Source organism: Psychromonas ingrahamii 37 (assembly GCF_000015285.1).
GTDB lineage: Bacteria > Pseudomonadota > Gammaproteobacteria > Enterobacterales > Psychromonadaceae > Psychromonas > Psychromonas ingrahamii.
Window position 1 is genome coordinate 3,913,463 of record NC_008709.1, and the last position, 24,634, is coordinate 3,938,096.

Genomic DNA, 24,634 nt, shown 5'->3' on the forward strand with positions numbered 1-24,634 from the left:
GCACCATTTAAATAACAATTGATTTTGTTATAAGATGAGCGTTTTCCATCTTGAGTAAAAATTGCTCGTGGTTACCCAGAACAGGAATAAACCATTCTTTTTTCGCCAGTTTTAGGCAGTTAAAAGACCCTTCTCCCCGGTCAATAATATTGTCTACGGAGAATAATCGATCGGCACTCAGATCAAAGCTAATCTTCTTGAGAGGTTGCATCAAAAGTGAATATTTTCCATGACTATCACCAACAAAAAAATCTCGTTTCGCACTATTGCGGGAATAATAACAATGAACGGGTATACTCTCATTATTCAACATTTGCTCTCTCCTTGCATTACCGACAGATCTACGAGCAATAACACCTTTAATTTAGTGCAAACTGAAATAAATAATAAATACAGTGGGATCGGACAGAAGAAGATAAGTTAAATAAATGCACTTACATTAAATGACCGCATGGACACAAAAAACAATTTTGTCTAATCAACATAGAAATATTACTGCTTATGTTAATATCAGGCATTATTCCAAATAAAATTTAATTATCGCGAGCATCTTTATGCAAGAATCTCTATTACGACGCGCTACCGATATCTGTAAACAAAAACGAATCAGATTCACGCCAATACGCCAACAGGTATTTCTACTGATGGCTGAACAAAAAGGGGCGGTAAGCGCCTATGATTTGCTGGAACGATTAAAACAACATGAAGAAAATGCTAAACCGCCTACCATCTATCGCGCTTTAGAGTTTCTGTTAGAGAACCATTTTATTCATCGCATTGAATCCTTAAATGCTTACCTTATGTGTGCTCATTTTGGCTGTGAGCACCCGATGCAGTTATTAATTTGTGATAGTTGCAAAAAAGTAATTGAATTAAGCGATCCTGTGATTGATGATGCTTTTGCTCAGCAGGCTAAACAATCTGGTTTTCAAATAACCAATAAGGTATTAGAAGTTCATGGATTTTGCGCTCAATGCCAGCACGCTTCATCTATGAAGGTTTAATTCTAAACGGGTTTAGCTTCAGCACTTTACTGATTAAATATTTTTTTGTGCCCTTTTTTTCAAAAAAAACGGAAAAAACAGACATTTATTTTCATTTTTAATAAGTTCAATGAATCATAAAAAAGGGGTGAATGCCCCACAACCATCGACAGCATCAATGTTGATTAAAATCCAGATTCTCTAAAGGCAATCGATATAATTCGCTTGCACTGTTTCCATAACCAACTTTGTTTCTTTCCTTCTATAACCAGTATACCTGGCTGACGCAGAAATTCTCTGTCGGCATCTGGCCGTTTATCAAGGCTGACACTGATCCGATAATGAGCCATTTCTGGAATTAGTTTCTTATCTGTATAACGAACAGCCACTGAACCGCCTGTGCCAGACCCTAACTCAGGGTAAGGAAGCGAGGCAATAGCACTGATATCAATATCCTCCAAAATGACAGGAATACCCTTATCTTCACCTGAATTACTGATAAAAACGCCGCTGCTGCCTATCGATAAAAGGTTAAGATCGCGCTCATCGACAAACCCTTCTATTTTAAGAGATTCCGGGTCAACCAAGGTTAGCAACAATTGATCTTTACCAACCCATTGCTCCGGCCTAAGTATTTCCATCGCTGATAGATATCCAGAGTAAGGAGACCGAATTTCAAGTAATTGTTGTCTGCTATAAAATCCCGCTAACTGCACTTGGAGTTGCCTGATCCGTTCCCGATTATTGACTTGTTGCTCTCTTTCTTCAAATGAAGTGGCCTGCCTTGAGAGCAGAAGCTCTGCCAACTGCAACTTCTCCTTGATTTGACGGATAGCATTCTCCAGCTCTGGCGCTTTCAGACGTAATAATAATTGCTCAGTCTGCACCTGTTCACCTATATCGGCATAAAGCGTATCAACCTGTGCGGCTTCGGGTGCAAATAGAAATTGAGAATATTCAGCCTTGATAACTGCTGGAATGGAAACCTCTGTCGGCAAAGGCAGTATTGCAAAAATAAAAGCAATAACAGGCAATGCCCACCCCAGTAAACGCAATGGCGTAAAATTAAAATCAGCATGACGTTGTCGCCATATTTTAAGCTCTCTAACAACCGGCATAACAATAAACCAAATAAGTTCGACAGCGAAAAGCAGGAGCCCCAATACCTTAAAAAAGAAATGGTAAACCAACAGTGCAATGCCAAGAAAAAGAAAAAAACGGTATACCCAGACACACCAGGCATACACAATTAACAACCTCGCCCGCGATCTAGGATGCGGTTCGGGAAGGGGATCATCAATCCCCCAAAGAAATCGACGAAGTTGCCAACGACCCAGTGCAAATGCCCGCTGCTGCAAGTTTTCAATACCCAGCAGATCTGAAAGCGCATAATAACCATCAAACCTAAGAAAAGGGCTTATATTCACCAGCAATGAGGTCACCCAGCTGGTCGTTGCAACAAAAAATGCGGCACTACGCCATGGACCATCCGCCAAGACGGACCACATAAAAGTGGCAAACAGAGCCAGATACAGCTCGGTCCGTACCCCTGCCGTGACAATGCTCAGACGATCCCTTTTAGAGCGCAGTTTCCATGCATCAGTCGTGTCCGTATACAGTATCGGTAACATAACTAACAATGCCACCCCCATTGAGGCAACTCTGCATCCTAACCGGTGTGCAACCAGTGCATGACCAAACTCATGAGCACTTTTCACCACAACAAGGGTCAAGGCATAGAGGATCATTCCTTCAAAGCTAAAGAAATAAACAAAAGTTGAACTGAAAGTGTCCCATTGTCGCAATACCAGTAATGCGCCCAGCAGCCCTAATAGTAATAATGTCCAATGCGTTTTAGGGCTAAATAACCAAGCAAGCTTGGGCACCATTTTACTGAGTAAAGGATCCGGTCGCAGTAACGGGATCCGTACAAAAAGATAATTGTGCAGCATCCAGCTCCAAATCCCCTTACGTCTGGCATTCTTCTGCTTTGAAAAATAATCGCAAGCCTCTTTAGAACGAGCCGCCACCAGATGATTAACAATCAAAAAATCAGCAAATGCACGAATTTCTGTTGAATCATAGAATAATTTCCGGCTTTCAAGATCCTGTGACATCAGATCAGCAGTCACACCTGGAGACCAATAACGAATCAGATCCAGTGCCGATTCTGCCAGAGTAAAATAGCAATTGCGGACACTGTCATATAGCAGCCAACGAGGAGCACCATCTTCATCATGGGATCCGGGCAATAATTTCAGATCCTGCCTAAGAGCAGGTAAACCCGGCTCTACCACCCTAACCACTGTCTAAAAGTTGTGACCGGACGGCGGAACAGATAAAAGAACAAACTGACCTGCTCGCCATAAATTTTAGCCGTTCCATGCAGGCCAATCCGAGGGGGTTTACCTTTATGGGCATTAAGACTAACCACCAGCTTATAAGCCATTTGCTGATCAGCTGTGGGACGTGGTTGATAGGCCGCATGTTTGAGTTGTGCAGCCCAGGGATTAAAAGGATCATTATCCAGAAAAATGCGCACATCGGTGCCGGGTAATAATGAAATAGAGTCCTTAACCGGTAACATCACTTCAAACTCTACCTGAGCAGGATCTGCCACCAGCAAAATACGTTCACCAATTTTAACCGGCCTGCCCTTCCACTCGCCAGGATCATCAAGTACTGCTACGCCAGAGATTTCCGATAAAATAGCCGCACGCGACAAACGCTCACCCAGATATTGCCATTGTATAGATTTTAATTTCACCTGTGATTGAAGTTCTGCAATACGAGCTTTTTGGCGAGGATCCATAAAGCTACTTTGCTGAACTGTTTTCAACTCTGCTTTGGCAACCAGCAATGCCTGATAAGCAATGGATTCCTCACTTTTAAGCTGATTAGTCTCCAACTGTGCAAGCAGATCTCCCTTATTAATCAGCTGATTTGGTGTTACCTCAATTTTTTCAACAACACCATCAAGCGGCGATGCAACGACATAGGGGTTTTTGGCAACAACTTCAACAGGTGCTAAGGTGCTTAACCTAACGGGCATGAGTAACATCAGACCGATAATAAAGAGTGCAGCAAACAGTACTTTGCGTTGTTTTAAATGCGGTATAACTCCGCGCAAGGGTTGTTGACGACGCAAAGCAAACAAGGCATGCCCGGCACTGCCTCCTATATGTTGGCAGAGACCTGTTTCGGCTTTAGAAAACTGTTTTTCCCTAAACAGCAACAATGCGCCAGCAGGCTCATTATCAAGGGCTTCCACGGGTAATGGCTGCCATAAAAGGAAGGAGGGTAACCCTAATGTTTTCCACTCAGCCGACAATTCATCACTGCAGTCATTAGGCCTGATAACTTGCTGTTGCCTTGCATTACCAGCGGCAATCAGTTCTTTACTTAACCGTTCAGCCCAACTTATCAAGGGCGAAGTATAATCAACCGTTGGAATATCAGATGCTGCAACAATCTGAGTATGTTGTAGATTTTTACCAACCAACAGCAACGCCTGCGTATAAGGTACGCAACTATCCATTTGATTGACCAAAGTATAAAACAACTGCGCAAGATCAGATGCCTTGCGCAGTTGTTGTTCCAATCCTAAAAGGGATGCAACCGTTTCACTCACAGTGTTTCCTTATGCCAAAGGCAATAATGCCTTTGCTTGGTAAATGTATAAAACAACAGCGCAAGGTCAGATGCCTTGCGCTGTTGTTGCTGCAGTCCCGACAGGAATGCAACCGTTTCACTCATAATGTTTCCTTTTGCCAAGCTTGGCAAATGTATAAAACAACTGCGCAAGGTCAGATGCCTTGCGCAGTTTTTGCTGCAATCCCGACAGGGATGCAACCGTTTCACGGACAGTATGTCTTTATGCCGAATGCAATAATGCCATCAGATTATCACCATATTGATCTCTGGCCAGTAATTCAGCTTCCATCTGGCCATTTAAAGGTAAAAATTCAGTCTGTGCCTGATTGTTTTCATTAAGATCAGATTCAGCATTGATTTGTTGACGTTTAAGCAACTCGTCAAGATTCAGCTTGAGTTCCAACACCCGCTTATTGTTATCAGCATCAACTGTTTCAATACGAATGGTAACTTCTTTTTGATCTAAAGGAGGATTGTTAATAGTAATAGAGCCCGTCGTAGGATCAAGTGTCACCCATCCAGGTAGACCCTCACCACTGCCCAAAGTACCAGTGTAATTTTTAGAAGAATTTTGACTCGTATCTGCAATATCAATGAATAACTCATTATCCGCCACATTTTCAATAACGACCACAGCTAAAGAAACAAAACTAAACGCTCCCTGTTGAACATCATTAAAGATCACTTCTCCAGAATCACTGACAGTGACATCAACAGATGAGCTTATGCTGGTTCGACCATCTTGACTTTGATTTTCAACGACTAGCACTCCCCCTTCAGCCAGAATCACTTGCTCAGTTGCTTGATCTGCAGCTGTTCCTTCGTTTATCGGCTCAGCATCTCCAGCAAGTGTCTTATTCCCCATAAAACCGCCAGTACCTGAGGGATCTGAACTACCACCATTGTTGACCAAGCCATCGGGTACAGCAGAGAAACCAGATTCGACAGACTGAGTATCATTTTCTGGAGCGGGCGGAGGTGTTGAATCACCGCCAGTTGCAACGCCATCATCCTGTACTACCGCAGTCACGGTTAATTCAAAGGAGCGAGTGACACTTGCGCCTTCGGTATCGAACGCAGTCAGAACAATAATAAACTTACCCGGCTCGCGCGGTGCACCTGAAATAATACCCGTTTCTGCATTATAGCTAACGCCAACTGGCAGCCCTGCGATCAATAGTTCTAAATTATCAAAACTGTCCCCAGAATCTTTATCGCTAAATAGAGAACTAATATCCAGTAAGTAATCATCTCCCATTTGTATAACAGTTTCATTATCCGTTAGTTGACGAGAAGTTACCTCTGGGATGTCATTGGTGCCAGTAATAATAAATTCAACAGTATCGGTAGCAATTGCTCCCTGACTATCTGTTGCTGTTACTGTGTAGCTAAAATTGACAGTATCGCCAGCACTCAGAAAGTCAAGATTATGCCCACTGACATCATAACTCCACTCTGTGTTGCCTGGTGCTGCTGAGTCATTTATTCCGACACCGAAGCCTGTAACCAATGCTGTTGCCAACACATCGTCTAACGTACCATTACTCCAAGCAATATCATTATTAGATTCAAAGGTGATATCAATCAAATCCGTATTATCAATATCGGTAAAGCTAACCGTGCCGCTATCACTTAAAGCCTGCGCACTCGCATCAGTCAGTTCAGAAATTCCACTGGCGGCATCCGCTGTAATAGTCGGCACATCATTGCTGCCGGTCAGTGTCATGGTCACGTCCTGAGCAACAAGCCCGCCATGACCATCATTGACCGTCACGGTGAATACCGCCGTTACGACTTCATCCTTAGCCAGGAAGTCCAAATCCGCCGCCGCGATAGTGTAATCCCAGTTAATACTGCCGTCGTTACCATTGCCAACGGCTGGCGTAAGACTGAAAGCCGCTTCTATTGCCGCCTGCTGTGTATCCGTCAGCCCCAAAGGCGTACTGCCATCAGCACGGATCGCGGTGACCGATTTAATCACCTCGTTAGCCGTCGGGCGGTCGGTCAGGTCAACATCCGTAAACGCGATCGAACCACTGTCGTTAAGACGAGTGCCGTCTATGATGCTGCCGTTAACATCCGTCGCTATTACTAACGGCAGGTCGTTGCTGCCGGTCAGTGTCACGGTCACGTCTTGAGCAACAAGCCCGCCATGACCATCATTAACCGTCACGGTGAATACCGCCGTTACGACTTCATCCTTAGCCAGGAATTCCAAATCCGCCACCGCGATAGTGTAATCCCAGTTAATACTGCCGTCGTTACCATTAGCAACGGCCGGCGTAAGACTGAAAGCGGCTTCTATTGCCGCCTGCTGTGTATCCGTCAGCCCCAAAGGCGTACTGCCATCAGCACGGATCGCGGTGACCGATTTAGTCACCTCGTTAGCCGTCGGGCGGTCGGTCAGGTCAACATCCGTAAACGCGATCGAACCACTGTCGTTAAGACGAGTGCCGTCTATGATGCTGCCGTTAACATCCGTCGCTATTACTAACGGCAGGTCGTTGCTGCCGGTCAGTGTCACGGTCACGTCTTGAGCAACAAGCCCGCCATGACCATCATTAACCGTCACGGTGAATACCGCCGTTACGACTTCATCCTTAGCCAGAAAGTCCAAATCCGCCACCGCGATAGTGTAATCCCAGTTAATACTGCCGTCGTTACCATTAGCAACGGCCGGCGTAAGACTGAAAGCGGCTTCTATTGCCGCCTGCTGTGTATCCGTCAGCCCCAAAGGCGTACTGCCATCAGCACGGATCGCGGTGACCGATTTAGTCACCTCGTTAGCCGTCGGGCGGTCGGTCAGGTCAGCATCCGTAAACGCGATCGAACCACTGTCGTTAAGACGAGTGCCGTCTATGATGCTGCCGTTAACATCCGTCGCTATCACTAACGGCACATCATTTTTGCCGGTCAGTGTCACGGTCACGTCCTGAGCAACAAGCCCGCCATGACCATCATTGACCGTCACGGTGAATACCGCCGTTACGACTTCATCCTTAGCCAGGAAGTCCAAATCCGCCGCCGCGATAGTGTAATCCCAGTTAATACTGCCGTCGTTACCATTGCCAACGGCCGGCGTAAGACTGAAAGCCGCTTCTATTGCCGCCTGCTGTGTATCCGTCAGCCCCAAAGGCGTACTGCCATCAGCACGGATCGCGGTGACCGATTTAATCACCTCGTTAGCCGTCGGGCGGTCGGTCAGGTCAGCATCCGTAAACGCGATCGAACCACTGTCGTTCAGGCGAGTCCCGTCTATGATGCTGCCGTTAACATCCGTCGCTATCACTAACGGCAGGTCGTTGCTGCCGGTCAGTGTCACGGTCACGTCTTGAGCAACAAGCCCGCCATGACCATCATTAACCGTCACGGTGAATACCGCCGTTACGACTTCATCCTTAGCCAGAAAGTCCAAATCCGCCACCGCGATAGTGTAATCCCAGTTAATACTGCCGTCGTTACCATTAGCAACGGCCGGCGTAAGACTGAAAGCGGCTTCTATTGCCGCCTGCTGTGTATCCGTCAGCCCCAAAGGCGTACTGCCATCAGCACGGATCGCGGTGACCGATTTAGTCACCTCGTTAGCCGTCGGGCGGTCGGTCAGGTCAACATCCGTAAACGCGATCGAACCACTGTCGTTAAGACGAGTGCCGTCTATGATGCTGCCGTTAACATCCGTCGCTATTACTAACGGCAGGTCGTTGCTGCCGGTCAGTGTCACGGTCACGTCTTGAGCAACAAGCCCGCCATGACCATCATTAACCGTCACGGTGAATACCGCCGTTACGACTTCATCCTTAGCCAGAAAGTCCAAATCCGCCACCGCGATAGTGTAATCCCAGTTAATACTGCCGTCGTTACCATTAGCAACGGCCGGCGTAAGACTGAAAGCGGCTTCTATTGCCGCCTGCTGTGTATCCGTCAGCCCCAAAGGCGTACTGCCATCAGCACGGATCGCGGTGACCGATTTAGTCACCTCGTTAGCCGTCGGGCGGTCGGTCAGGTCAACATCCGTAAACGCGATCGAACCACTGTCGTTAAGACGAGTGCCGTCTATGATGCTGCCGTTAACATCCGTCGCTATTACTAACGGCAGGTCGTTGCTGCCGGTCAGTGTCACGGTCACGTCTTGAGCAACAAGCCCGCCATGACCATCATTAACCGTCACGGTGAATACCGCCGTTACGACTTCATCCTTAGCCAGAAAGTCCAAATCCGCCACCGCGATAGTGTAATCCCAGTTAATACTGCCGTCGTTACCATTAGCAACGGCCGGCGTAAGACTGAAAGCGGCTTCTATTGCCGCCTGCTGTGTATCCGTCAGCCCCAAAGGCGTACTGCCATCAGCACGGATCGCGGTGACCGATTTAGTCACCTCGTTAGCCGTCGGGCGGTCGGTCAGGTCAACATCCGTAAACGCGATCGAACCACTGTCGTTAAGACGAGTGCCGTCTATGATGCTGCCGTTAACATCCGTCGCTATTACTAACGGCAGGTCGTTGCTGCCGGTCAGTGTCACGGTCACGTCTTGAGCAACAAGCCCGCCATGACCATCATTAACCGTCACGGTGAATACCGCCGTTACGACTTCATCCTTAGCCAGAAAGTCCAAATCCGCCACCGCGATAGTGTAATCCCAGTTAATACTGCCGTCGTTACCATTAGCAACGGCCGGCGTAAGACTGAAAGCGGCTTCTATTGCCGCCTGCTGTGTATCCGTCAGCCCCAAAGGCGTACTGCCATCAGCACGGATCGCGGTGACCGATTTAGTCACCTCGTTAGCCGTCGGGCGGTCGGTCAGGTCAGCATCCGTAAACGCGATCGAACCACTGTCGTTAAGACGAGTGCCGTCTATGATGCTGCCGTTAACATCCGTCGCTATCACTAACGGCACATCATTTTTGCCGGTCAGTGTCACGGTCACGTCCTGAGCAACAAGCCCGCCATGACCATCATTGACCGTCACGGTGAATACCGCCGTTACGACTTCATCCTTAGCCAGGAAGTCCAAATCCGCCGCCGCGATAGTGTAATCCCAGTTAATACTGCCGTCGTTACCATTGCCAACGGCCGGCGTAAGACTGAAAGCGGCTTCTATTGCCGCCTGCTGTGTATCCGTCAGCCCCAAAGGCGTACTGCCATCAGCACGGATCGCGGTGACCGATTTAGTCACCTCGTTAGCCGTCGGGCGGTCGGTCAGGTCAGCATCCGTAAACGCGATCGAACCACTGTCGTTAAGACGAGTGCCGTCTATGATGCTGCCGTTAACATCCGTCGCTATCACTAACGGCACATCATTTTTGCCGGTCAGTGTCACGGTCACGTCCTGAGCAACAAGCCCGCCATGACCATCATTGACCGTCACGGTGAATACCGCCGTTACGACTTCATCCTTAGCCAGGAAGTCCAAATCCGCCGCCGCGATAGTGTAATCCCAGTTAATACTGCCGTCGTTACCATTGCCAACGGCCGGCGTAAGACTGAAAGCGGCTTCTATTGCCGCCTGCTGTGTATCCGTCAGCCCCAAAGGCGTACTGCCATCAGCACGGATCGCGGTGACCGATTTAATCACCTCGTTAGCCGTCGGGCGGTCGGTCAGGTCAGCATCCGTAAACGCGATCGAACCACTGTCGTTCAGGCGAGTCCCGTCGATGATGCTGCCGTTAACATCCGTCGCTATCACTAACGGCAGGTCGTTGCTGCCGGTCAGTGTCACGGTCACGTCTTGAGCAACAAGCCCGCCATGACCATCATTAACCGTCACGGTGAATACCGCCGTTACGACTTCATCCTTAGCCAGAAAGTCCAAATCCGCCACCGCGATAGTGTAATCCCAGTTAATACTGCCGTCGTTACCATTAGCAACGGCCGGCGTAAGACTGAAAGCGGCTTCTATTGCCGCCTGCTGTGTATCCGTCAGCCCCAAAGGCGTACTGCCATCAGCACGGATCGCGGTGACCGATTTAGTCACCTCGTTAGCCGTCGGGCGGTCGGTCAGGTCAACATCCGTAAACGCGATCGAACCACTGTCGTTAAGACGAGTGCCGTCTATGATGCTGCCGTTAACATCCGTCGCTATTACTAACGGCAGGTCGTTGCTGCCGGTCAGTGTCACGGTCACGTCTTGAGCAACAAGCCCGCCATGACCATCATTAACCGTCACGGTGAATACCGCCGTTACGACTTCATCCTTAGCCAGAAAGTCCAAATCCGCCACCGCGATAGTGTAATCCCAGTTAATACTGCCGTCGTTACCATTAGCAACGGCCGGCGTAAGACTGAAAGCCGCTTCTATTGCCGCCTGCTGTGTATCCGTCAGCCCCAAAGGCGTACTGCCATCAGCACGGATCGCGGTGACCGATTTAGTCACCTCGTTAGCCGTCGGGCGGTCGGTCAGGTCAGCATCCGTAAACGCGATCGAACCACTGTCGTTAAGACGAGTGCCGTCTATGATGCTGCCGTTAACATCCGTCGCTATCACTAACGGCACATCATTTTTGCCGGTCAGTGTCACGGTCACGTCCTGAGCAACAAGCCCGCCATGACCATCATTGACCGTCACGGTGAATACCGCCGTTACGACTTCATCCTTAGCCAGGAAGTCCAAATCCGCCGCCGCGATAGTGTAATCCCAGTTAATACTGCCGTCGTTACCATTGCCAACGGCCGGCGTAAGACTGAAAGCCGCTTCTATTGCCGCCTGCTGTGTATCCGTCAGCCCCAAAGGCGTACTGCCATCAGCACGGATCGCGGTGACCGATTTAATCACCTCGTTAGCCGTCGGGCGGTCGGTCAGGTCAGCATCCGTAAACGCGATCGAACCACTGTCGTTCAGGCGAGTCCCGTCGATGATGCTGCCGTTAACATCCGTCGCTATCACTAACGGCAGGTCGTTGCTGCCGGTCAGTGTCACGGTCACGTCTTGAGCAACAAGCCCGCCATGACCATCATTAACCGTCACGGTGAATACCGCCGTTACGACTTCATCCTTAGCCAGAAAGTCCAAATCCGCCACCGCGATAGTGTAATCCCAGTTAATACTGCCGTCGTTACCATTAGCAACGGCCGGCGTAAGACTGAAAGCGGCTTCTATTGCCGCCTGCTGTGTATCCGTCAGCCCCAAAGGCGTACTGCCATCAGCACGGATCGCGGTGACCAATTTAATCACCTCGTTAGCCGTCGGGCGGTCGGTCAGGTCAGCATCCGTAAACGCGATCGAACCACTGTCGTTCAGGCGAGTCCCGTCGATGATGCTGCCGTCAACGTCTACTGCGGTCACAACAGAATCATCATTAACTGCTGCAATAGAAGTAGTTAATGCAACAGCAGAGCTGGAAACAGCGGTAATACCACCGGTATTACCGGCCAAAGCGACATCATAGGACGCACGAGTTATTCCAGCAGTATAATTAATACTGTTATCCGAGCTGTCAATCGCATGTACACTCAATCCACCAGGCGTGCCATTATAATCAGCAACGGGCACAAAACGCAGATTTGATGCACTTGATAAAACTAAACCACTTGCATCGGATACAGAGCCAACGGCATACCAGTTTGCTCCACTATCTGTTGAGTACTGCCATGCACCTTCTGCGCTAGTACTGTTATCAGCTGTGATCACAACGCCGGTTAAACTATCTATTGGAGCAGCAGTTACGTCGGGATCATCAAAAAGACTATCGAATAAACTACTCACAGTTGCACCACTGGGTGAAGTGCTATCCTCGTTTACAGTATCCAGCACGCCCGGGGCGGAAAAAGAAGGCGCATTGTTACTCAGAGTAATATTCAGTATAATAGTATCAGAGCCACTAGTACCACTTTGATTAACTGCGGTAACGGTTACATTCCGGGCAGTTTCTGTACCGCCGGAAGTACTTTGATATTGGACCTGACTGGCAATCTGGCTGGCAACAGAATCCGTGACAGAGGCACTGGAAATTAGACGGATATTATCTACGTAGAGGTTAGAGCCGACTACGAGCCCCCCCGTTCCATCATAGGTGCCGCCGACAAACTCAAATCGATAATCCCCTGCCGATAACCCGCTATAGGTTACCGTTTTATAACCGCTAGTATCTGCGCCACGCTCTGCAAACAGCACAATATTATTAGCATCCAGATTGTTACTGATAAAATCTCCGTTACCATCCACTTTACGCAGTAAACCAAAGACTTCATAGTCATCACCAATGCCCTGTGCATTAAACTCAAGCGAGATAGAATCACCATTTTCAACACCGATTACCGAACTTCTGGCATATGGGCCATGAATTGAACCGTAGCCATCCGTCTGAAAAGAACCTCTAGAGTCTTGATCACTTCTTAGAATATGGCCATCACTGTTTAGATACAAAGCCTTAGTACTATCAACACCAGCGGTAGAGGCAATGCTGCCATTAAAGTTCATCCCGTTAGGTGTTTGCACATTAACTGTACCTGTGCCGCCTGTATACGTACTGTTGTCATCACTGTTAGTGGCGAGGGGTATAGTGTAATTATCAAAATTAATCTCATCACCGCCGTTACCGTACTCGGCATCAACAATTGTCCAATCGGCTGTACCCTCTTCAAAACCAGAATTAGGTAACGGGCTAGAGAACAGAATTTTTAGTGCCTGGCCATTTTCCCCATTTTCAACGGCATCAATTGAACCGATACGGTCACGACTACTGCCATTCCCCTGATACACATCACTACCCTCAATTGAGATAGCACCATTATCATTGACATTTGCCGCACCTTTCAGCGTAAAAAAATCATCAGCCGTCGCACTTGCCACTGAAAAACGTATATAGCCTTCTGTGTAACTACCACCACCGCTGAATGAAATACTGCTATCCACAGTGACAGGGGCACCGCCCTCCGCAAAGGAAAATGCATCAGCCAGTTGAGAAACCGTCGTCGCAGGTGCCCCAAGGACATTATTAAATTCAGAAGATAACAGTGCAAGCGTTTCTATCGTTCCATTATCTGCCTCAAGATCCCAATCACCGCCCAAGTTTTGAGCACCGGTCAGATCGTTAGAAGCGGCAACATCCGCACCACTGAGTTCAGCAATAGTGTCAATAAAGCTCTGCCCTTCACTATCAGCACCGACATAACAACCATAAAGCATAATATCGCCAGACTCAGACAGCGATTGTCCGAGTCTACTGAGCAGTTCACTATTCGCTTGCAGATTGTCACTGGTCAGCGTCTGGTTACCTATTTTTAACTCGCCGATATCACCATGGCTATAAAGATGAATCGCATCTATCTCGCTTTGCCCCCGCAATGCAGAGACCATCTGATCCAATCCACTGTGATCACTATTAATCAGTATCACCTCAATATTATCTCCTAAGCCGTTCACTAGACTTTGATAATCTTCAACTTGAGTATCAACAAAAGCCACTTCACGACGATTGTTGACTTCTGTGGGTGCAGGCGCTGCAAAATGGATACTTTGATCGCTTGTTTCCTGTTGCGCAGCATCATTCTGATACGCAACATCAGTGGCCATTTCAACAGTTGTTGCTAGAGCCGCACCATCAAGCAAGATGCGCGGCTCTAACGCCATTATCAAAGGTTTACGACGAAAACGAATAGAAGTATTTATGGATTGCTTTTTCATGGTCTAAATCCCTTAAAGCACAGGCAATTATGCCTATTTATATGTAGGTTCACTGGGTCTGCGGCACATTAAATATGGCGATGGCACTTAAACCGGGTATTAAGTTGGAATCAACTGGCAGCGCAACACGCACTATCACGGTTTGACTGACACTATCTATCGCTGGTGTTATCGCAGCAACTTTAGCGTCGACCTGCACAGCAACCTCGCTTAGCTGAAGATGCAATGGCATTCCAGTTTTAAGCCAGGCTAACCAGGCTGCAGGCACTACAACTTCAGCTTCAAGCTTGCGATCTCCGACAATTTCAATCAAAGCCTGCTGCTGACGTATATTTTCATGAGCATTAATCAGCAGAGCGACAACACGACCGCGCCATGGCGCACGTATCTGACAACGTTCAGTGTTCAACTTGGCAATGCGCTGTTCAGCCTGGGATTGCGCGTATTCAGATTCTGTCAATGCAACATCGACGGCCCCGATCGCATAAAGCGCATTCAAATCCTGTGCATTTTCATATTTGATTTGAGCCGCTGCCACTTCAGCTGCGACCTTGTCGGCTTGCGCCTTATAGAGTTCACAGTCAAGTGCCACAAGAAGATCGCCTTTAGCAAAGGCATCTCCGGGACGAAGTGGTAGACGCACCACTTTTGCCGCTAACTCTCCTGACAAAACAGCACGATCAAATGCTTTGATCACGGCAGGAGCCTCATAATCCGCACTCCAAGCTGTTGCCGAAGTCAGCAGAAATAAACAATTTAGTGCAAAAGTGGATACTTTTAACATTATTGCCCCTTGCTCTCTTCTGCTTCAACGGCAGATTCAATGTTGAGCTTTAATTCACCTTTTTCCCATTGCTCAAAACGCTGGCCAATCCGCTTACTCAATTCCGGTAACTCAATCTGCATATAATCTTCTGGGAGTAAATCCATCCCCATAGTCACATAGATACGACCATAACTATTTTGCAGACCCGCATAAGCCACATCACGACGCAATTCCGCGAGTAGCGTATTTAAGGATTCACGAATCAAATCAAGCGATGAAGCGCGCTGCATGCTTGCCGCCTTTACCGTCTGTTCGCTGATTCGTTCTGCTACATTCAAGTAATTGCCCGCTAAATCAAAGGTTTTACGCGCCTGCTGATAACGGATACGGGCAAGATGCACTTGTGTTAAGACCGCCATTGAAGCGGCTAATCGTTGCTCTTTGACTAAGGCAATACGCGTTTTAGCCATATCCAATTCTGTACCAATCTTAAACATATCTAACAAATTCCAGCTGACCTGAGCACCCATACTGGTCCAATCCTGGTTAAGCAGATAATCATTGCTATCAGCATAAACGCCTGCTGTTAAATTAATACCGGGAAGCATATCGAGCATTGCCGCCTTGGTTTCTGCCGCTGAGATGCGTTTTTGATAATAATTTTCAATTAACTCAGGTCGTTGTTGTAACGCCAGCTCTTCCATGTCGTCAAGTTCAACAGACAGTTCAGGAATTTGCTTTAACGTTGTATTCACATCAGCGAGTTCAAATTGTGTGCCAGGCTTAAGACCCACTAAGCTTTCCAACTCAGTCTTAGCACCGACCAGATCTTGACGTAAGGATTGCAGAGCACGCAAAATATCAAGTAATTCACGCTGATAATAAAGTGCTTCTAAAGGTGGCTGTAGTTGTTTAGTTTCTATCTGACGTGAATTTTTAAGCGCATTTGCCGCCTTTTCAATCAATGGGTTAATTTTAGTTAATAGTCGCTCGGCCGATACCGCACGCCAATAAGCGGCACGAACATCTTGCGTGATATTATGAACAACTTTACGCTCACGTTCTTTGCTAATAAGATAACGATCGGCATACTGATTAGCACGCACATAAGAAAGCCCAAAATCAAGAATATTCCAAGTAAAAGCAATACTTTGCGTATCACGTATTTTCTCTTGAGAAACCGAGTAAGCAGGATTAGTCCCGAGCGGATCAGGCACTCCATTAGAAAAACTTGCGCTTGCCGAACCCGCGTAATTATCACGTTGTGTATATCCGGCTGAGGCTGTCAAACTAGGCAACATCTGATGCTGAACTAGCTTCATCTGCCCAAGAGAAAGTGCTGATTCAAGTACTTTAAGCTTTTTATCACGGTTATTAAGAACAGCCCGAGCAATGGCATCATTTAATGTAATGGCTTGTTCAACGGCGGGTTGTTGAGATAGTTGCTCAATATCACTTTTTGCAGTCCCGGCCATATCACCTGGAGAAATTGCGTTTGGTGTAACAGAACAACCACTGATAGCCAGGGTTAGTGAAGTTGCGAGTAAGGTTTTTCTAAAGAACATACACTTATTCCTTTAAGCTAAAAATGTAAATTTATGGTTAATTTCTAATATGTATAATAATAAAAAAATAAACAAGTAAGCTAAGGCTGATCTATATAAAATATAAATCTGTAAAATATAAAATATTCTGTTTTTTTGAATTTGAGCAGGTATTTGTAATATTTAATTAAAAAATGGCAACTGAGCTGTTAACTTAAATATAATAGTAACGATCTTAGTGCAACCCCCCTCATTACAAAAACAGCACAACAATCATAGCTTGTAGATGCAATACACTGCGATAGCATGATCTTTTCTCTGATAAACCATTAGCATGCTAATTTAAATCTATTTATTGCGGATCACTCTCATACCGAACCCATTACTTGAGCGCAGCAAAGGTATTTATAAGAAAAGAAAAATTCGCTCTACAACCATACAGCAAGGTATTTTACGGCTAATTGCAGAATAAAAGGGAGGGAATCAGTGCTTATCAACTTCTGGAGCATCTACAACAGCATAATGCTAAACCACCTTCCACTCATTAGTTGAACTATGAAAACACATAAAAATAAGGCATGCATTTTAACCCGCATAAATAAGCAGAAAATTAATGGATTGGGTATAATATCTGTCGCACTTTAGAGAACTATTTTTTATTAATCGCCTCAAATGCTTATCTTATGTGTGCTCAATTTGGTTTTGAACAGCTGATGCAGTTATTTATTTATGATAAGTGCCATAAAATTAGAGGGTTAACAGATTGGCGATAGGTGAGGTATTTTAAGAGTAGGTTAAAAAATATGGTTTAACATATTGGAAACTCATGGAGTTTGCGCTTAATGCCAGCATATTTCACCTATTGAAGTTCAATTATAAAGGAGTTTAGCTTCAGCGCTTAATTCAAAGCAAAAAAAACCCGTTACAAAAATTTGTAACGGGTTAAACTAAGGAAGTAACTATGAATTAACTAATTCATAGGATTAGTCAACAGTACTTCGATTAAGTTCATATCATTTTTAAAAAATATCAATTAATTTATCAAAAAGTTCTATGTTTATTCATTCTCTGGCTATGATCAGCCTTCTCTAGCATGACTAAACCTATCGCAGTTCAACTTTCACATGTAAATTTATGGGCCAAACTATTGCATATTTTTAAAAAGTTTGAAGAAAAAAAATTTAAAGCAAAAAAATGCCTTACAAAATATTATAAGGCGTTTAAATTATTTGCATAACCAGCAGCTTAAGCAGTTCAAAAAGCAGTCAACGGCAATTTTCAAAAACTTATTAGTTAATGCGCCTCGTCCCAATTATCACCCACACCCGCATCGGCAATCAGTGGCACATCTAAATCAGCGGCTTTCGCCATAATAGCTTGAATCTCTTTAGTGTAGGACTCAACTAACTCTTCTTTAATGCTAAAGACCAATTCATCGTGTACCTGCATTAACATCTGTACGCTGCCTGGACTCTTTTGTGCAATCCAATCTGCCATATCAATCATCGCTTTTTTAATGATATCGGCAGCAGTCCCCTGCATTGGCGCATTGATCGCGGCACGCTCCGCGGCTTTTTTAAGCATTCCATTGCGGGATTTAATATTGGGCAATTGCAGACGGCGACCTAAAATCGTTTCAACATACGCTTTTTCATTGGCGAGGCTGCGCGTATCTTCCATATAGATAAGCACACCCGGATAACGGTTGAAGTACTTATCCATGTATAACTGTGCTTCATGACGACCAATATTGAGCTGTTTAGCCAAGCCAAATGCACTCATGCCATAAATAAGACCAAAGTTAATCGCTTTAGCGCTGCGCCTTTGCTCCGTGGTGACCTCATCCAAAGGCACCGAAAACACTTCAGAAGCGGTTGCTTTATGAATATCTTTGCCCGTTGAAAAGGCGTCCAGTAGTCCTTTGTCCTGTGAAAGATGGGCCATAATACGCAATTCAATTTGGCTGTAATCGGCTGCCACAATTTTATAGCCCGGTTGAGCGATAAAAGCTTGACGGATACGGCGTCCTTCGGCGCTACGAATGGGAATATTTTGCAGGTTTGGATCCGTTGAAGATAAGCGCCCGGTGACAGTGACGGCTTGCTGATATGAGGTATGTAAACGGCCGGTTTTTTCATTCACCATTTTTGGCAGTTTATCGGTATAGGTCGATTTTAATTTACTTAAACCACGATGCTCAATAATTAATTTGGGCAAGGGATAAGTTAATGCCAATTCTTGTAAGACCTCTTCGGCTGTTGATGGCGCGCCTTTGGGCGTTTTCTTTAAAACCGGTAACTCAAGCTCATCATAAAGAATGGTCTGCAGCTGTTTTGGTGAACTAAGATTAAAGGGTTTACCTGCCTCTTCATAAGCTAAGGCTTCGAGCTCCAATAAGCGTTTACCGATTTCAGCACTCTGTTTAGTCAATAAGTCGCTATCAATCTCAACACCACCACGTTCGATATCGGAAAGAACGGTCAATAAAGGTAATTCAATATTGTTAAAAACAGATAACAACTTAGGCTCAGCTGACAATTGTTCAAATAACTGTAAATGTAAACGCAGGGTGACATCGGCATCTTCGGCTGCATAGGGCGCAGCTTCTATAATACTGATTTGATTAAAGGGAAGCTGCTTTTTACCTTTCCCTGCAATCTCTTCAAATGAAATACATTGATGACCAAGATATTTAAGCGCCAGCGTATCCATATCATGTCGCCCGGTGCTATCAAGGACATAGGATTCAAGCATAGTATCAAACTTGATACCTTTTAATTCAATACCGTGATTGAGCAATACACTCCGGTCATATTTTAAATTTTGGCCGACTTTTTTATATTTTTCACTTTCTAGTAAAGGTCTAAGTTTTTCTAAGGTGGTGGTTAAATCTAATTGCTTGGGCGCATCAATATAATCATGGGCCAGGGGTAAATAAGCCGCTTCTATAATAGGCTGCTCGTCACTGCCAACATTGCTTTGGACAGCAAAAGAGAGGCCCACTATTCTGGCCTGCATGTAATCCAGGCTGGTTGTTTCTGTATCAAAGGAAAATAACTCAGCGGCTTCTAATTTGGCAATCCACTGTGTTAATTGCCCCTGCGTATAAATAGTTTTGTAGCCGCTGCGATCAATACTGGAGGTTGTCGCACTAGGGTTAGCAGTGGCAGTGCTAGTAGAGCTAGTCGCAGTACTGGAAACTGCACCTTGGTGGTTTGTCATACTGCCATTGTCTAACAGGGCAGATAACCAGCGTCTAAACTCCAATTGTCCGAAAAGTTTAATCAACGCATCGGTATCTTGGGCTTTAGGCTTAAAGTCTTCATAACTTTCAGATAATTCAACATCGGTTTTAATAGTGGCAAGTTGATAAGAAAGCCTTGCCATCTCTTCATTGTCCTGCATCTTTTTAGCGATAGTTTTACTGCCACGAAAGCCCAGGGCAGCGAGTTTGTCGAGGTTTAGGTAAATATCATCCATCGAGCCCAGCCCCTGTAACATAGCCAGAGCCGTTTTTTCTCCAACACCTGGTACTCCCGGAATATTATCGACTTTGTCTCCCATTAAACCAAGATAATCGATAATCAACTCGGGTGGAATTCCAAATTTTTCATTAACACCTTCTACATCAAGAACGGTATTTGTCATAGTATTGATTAATAGCGTATTTGTATCAACCAGTTGCGCCATATCTTTATCACCAGTGCTGATTAAGGTCGTGATCCCCTGCGCACTTGCTTGGCGGGAAAGTGTGCCAATAACATCATCAGCCTCAACACCCGGGATGGTTAAAATAGGCAAGCCCATCGCCTTAATAACGGCATGTAACGGCTCAATTTGAATGCGTAAATCATCGGGCATACTGGGTCGGTTAGATTTATACTCAGTGTACATATCATCACGGAAGGTTTTACCCTTTGCATCAAAAACCACCACCACATGACTGGGATTAAATTGTTTTAATAAACTTTGCAGCATATTAACCACACCATAAACAGCCCCCGTTGCTTCACCTGCAGAGTTGGTCAAATGTGGAGGTGAAAAAAAAGCGCGATAAAGATATGAAGAACCATCAACAAGGATAAAAGGATTTTCCGGAATAGTTGCCATCGGATTGTTACCAAAATAAAAGAGAAATTAGTTTTGATTATACCGATCCGCTGAAAACTTGGAAGTGCGCTTGATAAGTAATCGCAAATGTATCTGCTAGAGATTCAACCGATAAAGTATTTAAGTTATTAACAAATCTGTAGAGAAATTTTCATTGTTAATCAGTTGGCCTATAAATATTCAGCGCTAACCGGATTTTTATTGAATAATGACTTAAATATCGGTTGGTAAAGGTAAGTGTTTGTTCACTTTTCCTGCAGCAAGGCCTGTGGATAACTCTGTTAGTTGTTTTACACTAAATTTTGACTGTCACAACAAAGAAATTAAAAATACTTATTTTCAATATGTTACAGATTGAGTATGACAAAAATAGGCACATAAGGAATTTTTCGATATGTGCATAAACAGAAATTTTTTTTAGTTGACGAACATCAGATCACTTTATATGGTTACTGACCGGATTCGCGTACATTTTTAATACAATTTCTTGCAACTCGGGTTTAAAACCCTGTAAGCGGGCATTAAAGAGCTCCTGATCAGCAATATCAATAGAGGAAATGTCTTGCTTGGCGGCAATAAAGTTAGAGGAGTGTAAATGATAATTTTTATAAATCTGACGATCGATTTCTTGTGCAACTGTCTCTGCATCGCTAAATTCACCTTTTAGGGGCTGTCCGAAAGCCACATGAACTCGCCCTTTTTTCCCGGTAATCCCTCGGACAATACTTTCAATATCTTCATATTTTGATTTTTTATACTCTCCAAATTGCGCCTTATCATATAATTCCTGAGCCTTTTGCTGATCACAAGGGTCAAATTCATAGGAAATCGCAACAGGTACAATATTCAATTTATTAATGTAATCTGAGAAACTTATTTTTTGTTTTTTACCGTTGACGTAAAACATTTTAATAATAGCAGGCTCAGTTTTATCAAAACCATCCTTTGCTCGGCCTTCTCTTTGAGCAATCCAGATATTACTTTCGCCCTGTAAAGAGCTAAAAATATAATCAGATAACTGCCCCAGTGATTTCATCATTTCACGTATACCCGAGACAGAACGCTGCACAATAAAACTTTTATTCATGCGCATCAAATCGGAAACATAGGGTTTGCTTAAGAGATTATCACCAATAGCAACACGCACGGTTTTAAAATTTTCAGAATATAGAGCCCAATTTACAAAGGCCGGATCCATTGCAATATCTCTATGATTTGAAACAAAAAGATAATTTTTGGTCGGATCAATTTTATCAAGACCAGAATAGGTGAAGCCAGTTGTTGTTGATGCGATCATATGTTCCATATAACCGCCAACCACTTTTTGCATCTCATCAATGCTATTAATCCCGCCCCATTTATATAAAAAATAACGGCGTAATAAAGGTGTTAATAAAAACCCCATAAATTTGGCAATTTTAGAAAAACGGAAGCAGATAATGGCATTAATAAATTCATCATTTTTAATAACGCGTTGAATGGCGGGTTGAATTTCATCATCGTTATAAGGGCGAATATCTCTAAATTTATCGACTGCGTTGGGCATTTTCATACTCTCTATAAAATATATCGGCGCATTTTACATTCTTTTAAAGGCTTCAGCGAATTTAATTAAATAAGGGAGGCAGTTAAGTCTTACGGAGATGCGGTATCTCAAAAAAATGAGATACCGCGAACACTAAGTGGTAACAATAAAGTGATAGGATAAATCAAAGGAAAGCAAACGCATCTCCGTAGATATGTTCAATCAACGCACCTTGTTTGACAAAATCATCGCGGGCAATTTTTGCCATCTCAAATCGCCCGACAACATAGATATCAAAACTGCTTAAATCTTCAAATTCATTCAAAACAGCTTGATGGACATAACCTCGATGACCTTGCCAATGCGCTTCAGGCAATTCAATCACTGGATGAAAGTGAATATTTTTATGATCATTTGCCCAACTTGAGGCTTCATCTTCAAAATAAAAGTGTGCGTATTCTTTCACTCCCCAGTATAAATAAACCGGGTTTTCTAATTGCAGATGAACAATTTGTTCCAGCAGAGATTTTACATATGAGAAACCCGTTCCTCCTGCCACTAATATAATCGGCCGCTCCGAGCTTTCACGTAAATAAGCAACACCATTGCCAATTTCAGCATCAACACAGCCTTCATCCTGCATCTTTTCAATAACCTCCATTGCATAACTGTTTTCGGGTGTGGCCCCTATATGCAGCTCAATTTGATCTCCTGTTGGTGCGTTCGCTATTGAAAAATAACGTTTATCATTTTCTCCCATCACAATTGAAACGTATTGTCCGGCCTTAAAAGAAACAGGCTCAATGGGTTTTAAAAATACGCGGTATAGAAAAGTATTTAATTTTTCGATGGAAGTGATCTTACAAGTAACAGGTTGCATTAATTTCTCTTCTTAGAATAGGTCCCAGAAAAACAGGAATGTAACAAAAAAATAACATTAAGATTATGACAGGATATCTAAGTCTTGCCAAAGATCATCTATTTTTTCTTTTACTTTTTTATCCATTAAAATAGGTGTCCCCCATTCCCGATCCGACTCTCCAGCCCATTTATTGGTCGCATCCATGCCCATTTTTGAGCCTAAGCCTGAAACGGGAGAAGCAAAGTCCAAGTAGTCAATAGGTGTATTATCGACCAAAGTGGTATCTCGAGATGGATCCATACGGGTTGTAATCGCCCAAATCACATCATTCCAGTCACGCACATTGACATCATCATCACAAACAATAATAAACTTGGTGTACATAAATTGACGTAGGAAAGACCAAATGCCGAACATCACTCGCTTGGCATGACCCGGATAACTTTTTTTAATGGAAACAACCGCCATACGGTATGAACAGCCCTCCGGTGGCAGATAAAAATCGACAATTTCGGGAAACTGCTTTTGTAAAATAGGGACAAAGATTTCATTAAGCGCGACACCTAAAATTGAAGGTTCATCGGGCGGACGTCCAGTATAAGTGCTGAGGTAAATAGGATTTTCGCGATGCGTTACATGGGTCACTGTCATTACTTGAAAATCGTCAACTTCATTATAATAACCCGTATGGTCACCGTAAGGGCCCTCTGGTGCTTCCTCTCCAGGCTGCAGATAACCTTCTAATATTATTTCGGCAGTAGCTGGAATATCAAGATCATTACTTATGCTTTTTGCTACTTTAGTGCGCGAGCCACGTAATAAACCCGCAAAGGCATATTCTGACAAAGTATCAGGGATCGGGGTTACCGCCCCTAAAATAGTGGCCGGATCAGCACCCAAGGCCACCGAAACAGGAAAAGGTTTACCCGGATTAACTTCTTGCCACTCTCGAAAGTCAAGCGCCCCGCCGCGATGCGATAACCAGCGCATTATTATCTTATTTTTCCCTAACAACTGCTGGCGATAAATTCCTAAATTTTGACGCTTTTTATAGGGACCTTTAGTAATGGTTAAACCCCAGGTAATCAAAGGAGCAACATCTCCCGGCCAACAAGTCATAATAGGCAGTTTGGTTAAATCAACGTCATCACCTTCCATAATTACCTGCTGGCAAGCCGGTGAGCGCACTTTTTTGGTCGGCATATTTAATACTTGCTTAAATATTGGCAGTTTTTCCCATAATGATTTAATGCCTTTGGGTGGCTCAGGCTCTTTTAAATAAGCCAACCACTTGCCGACCTCTTTTAAAGCTGCAACGTCATCCTGACCCATCGCCAATGCCACACGCTGAGTTGTACCAAATAAGTTAGTCAGAACGGGCGTATCAAAACCTTTTGGATTCTCAAATAAAAGAGCGGGCCCACCTGCACGTAAAGTACGATCTGAGATTTCCGTCATTTCTAAGTGAGGATCTATCTCTTGTTTGATACGTTTTAAAAGTCCCCGCTCCTCGAGCTGCCCGATAAAGTCACGTAAATCATCAAATTTCATAAGGGATCCAATTTATAATG

General features: G+C 44.8%; 12 protein-coding genes. 1 reads left to right on the forward strand and 11 read right to left on the reverse strand.

Going from position 1 to position 24,634, the window contains the following annotated elements; translation table 11 throughout:
• Window positions 1-7 precede the first annotated feature (7 nt).
• The gene (locus PING_RS16365; RefSeq protein ID WP_011771420.1) at window positions 8-313 is read right to left on the reverse strand and encodes a metallophosphoesterase family protein; all 306 of its coding nucleotides are present in this window, start codon (window positions 311-313) and stop codon (window positions 8-10) included.
• A 241-nt stretch (window positions 314-554) separates the two neighbouring features.
• Between PING_RS16365 and PING_RS16370 the strand changes: the two genes are divergently transcribed.
• Entirely contained in the window at window positions 555-1,004 is a 450-nt protein-coding gene (locus tag PING_RS16370; protein ID WP_011771421.1) for a transcriptional repressor, read from the forward strand.
• Between the two features lie 164 nt (window positions 1,005-1,168).
• Here the strand turns inward: PING_RS16370 and PING_RS16375 are convergent, their stop codons facing one another.
• The 10 genes from PING_RS16375 to ubiD all read right to left on the reverse strand — a co-directional run bounded on the left by PING_RS16375 (window position 1,169) and on the right by ubiD (window position 24,614).
• The gene (locus PING_RS16375) at window positions 1,169-3,280 is read right to left on the reverse strand and encodes an HlyD family efflux transporter periplasmic adaptor subunit (protein ID WP_041766637.1); all 2,112 of its coding nucleotides are present in this window, start codon (window positions 3,278-3,280) and stop codon (window positions 1,169-1,171) included.
• On the reverse strand, window positions 3,274-4,614 hold the full coding sequence (locus PING_RS16380) for an HlyD family efflux transporter periplasmic adaptor subunit (RefSeq protein ID WP_011771423.1): 1,341 nt from the start codon (window positions 4,612-4,614) through the stop codon (window positions 3,274-3,276). Before PING_RS16380 ends, PING_RS16375 begins: the two co-directional genes overlap by 7 nt.
• Window positions 4,611-4,739: a hypothetical protein gene (locus tag PING_RS21650; RefSeq protein ID WP_269571544.1), complete on the reverse strand. Its 129-nt coding sequence runs from the start codon at window positions 4,737-4,739 to the stop codon at window positions 4,611-4,613. Before PING_RS21650 ends, PING_RS16380 begins: the two co-directional genes overlap by 4 nt.
• Window positions 4,740-4,857: 118 nt before the next feature.
• Window positions 4,858-14,256 carry a VCBS domain-containing protein gene (locus PING_RS16385; protein WP_011771424.1) on the reverse strand — a complete coding sequence of 3,133 codons (9,399 nt, stop codon included), beginning with the start codon at window positions 14,254-14,256 and terminating at the stop codon, window positions 4,858-4,860.
• Window positions 14,257-14,305: 49 nt separating this feature from the next.
• Window positions 14,306-15,040 (reverse strand): efflux RND transporter periplasmic adaptor subunit, encoded by a 735-nt coding sequence (locus PING_RS16390; RefSeq protein WP_011771425.1) that lies wholly within the window; start codon window positions 15,038-15,040, stop codon window positions 14,306-14,308.
• Complete coding sequence (locus tag PING_RS16395) at window positions 15,040-16,587, reverse strand: TolC family protein (RefSeq protein WP_011771426.1); 1,548 nt, start codon at window positions 16,585-16,587, stop codon at window positions 15,040-15,042. Before PING_RS16395 ends, PING_RS16390 begins: the two co-directional genes overlap by 1 nt.
• Window positions 16,588-17,859: 1,272 nt before the next feature.
• Window positions 17,860-20,676, reverse strand: coding sequence for a DNA polymerase I (polA, locus tag PING_RS16400; protein ID WP_011771427.1), 2,817 nt, complete (start codon window positions 20,674-20,676; stop codon window positions 17,860-17,862).
• Window positions 20,677-21,112: 436 nt separating this feature from the next.
• Window positions 21,113-22,222, reverse strand: coding sequence for a 1-acyl-sn-glycerol-3-phosphate acyltransferase (locus tag PING_RS16405; protein WP_041766639.1), 1,110 nt, complete (start codon window positions 22,220-22,222; stop codon window positions 21,113-21,115).
• 163 nt (window positions 22,223-22,385) lie between these two features.
• Window positions 22,386-23,081, reverse strand: a complete 696-nt coding sequence (fre, locus tag PING_RS16410; RefSeq protein WP_011771429.1) for an NAD(P)H-flavin reductase — start codon at window positions 23,079-23,081, stop codon at window positions 22,386-22,388.
• A gap of 63 nt (window positions 23,082-23,144) precedes the next feature.
• Window positions 23,145-24,614 carry a 4-hydroxy-3-polyprenylbenzoate decarboxylase gene (ubiD, locus tag PING_RS16415; RefSeq protein ID WP_011771430.1) on the reverse strand — a complete coding sequence of 490 codons (1,470 nt, stop codon included), beginning with the start codon at window positions 24,612-24,614 and terminating at the stop codon, window positions 23,145-23,147.
• Window positions 24,615-24,634: the final 20 nt, after the last annotated feature.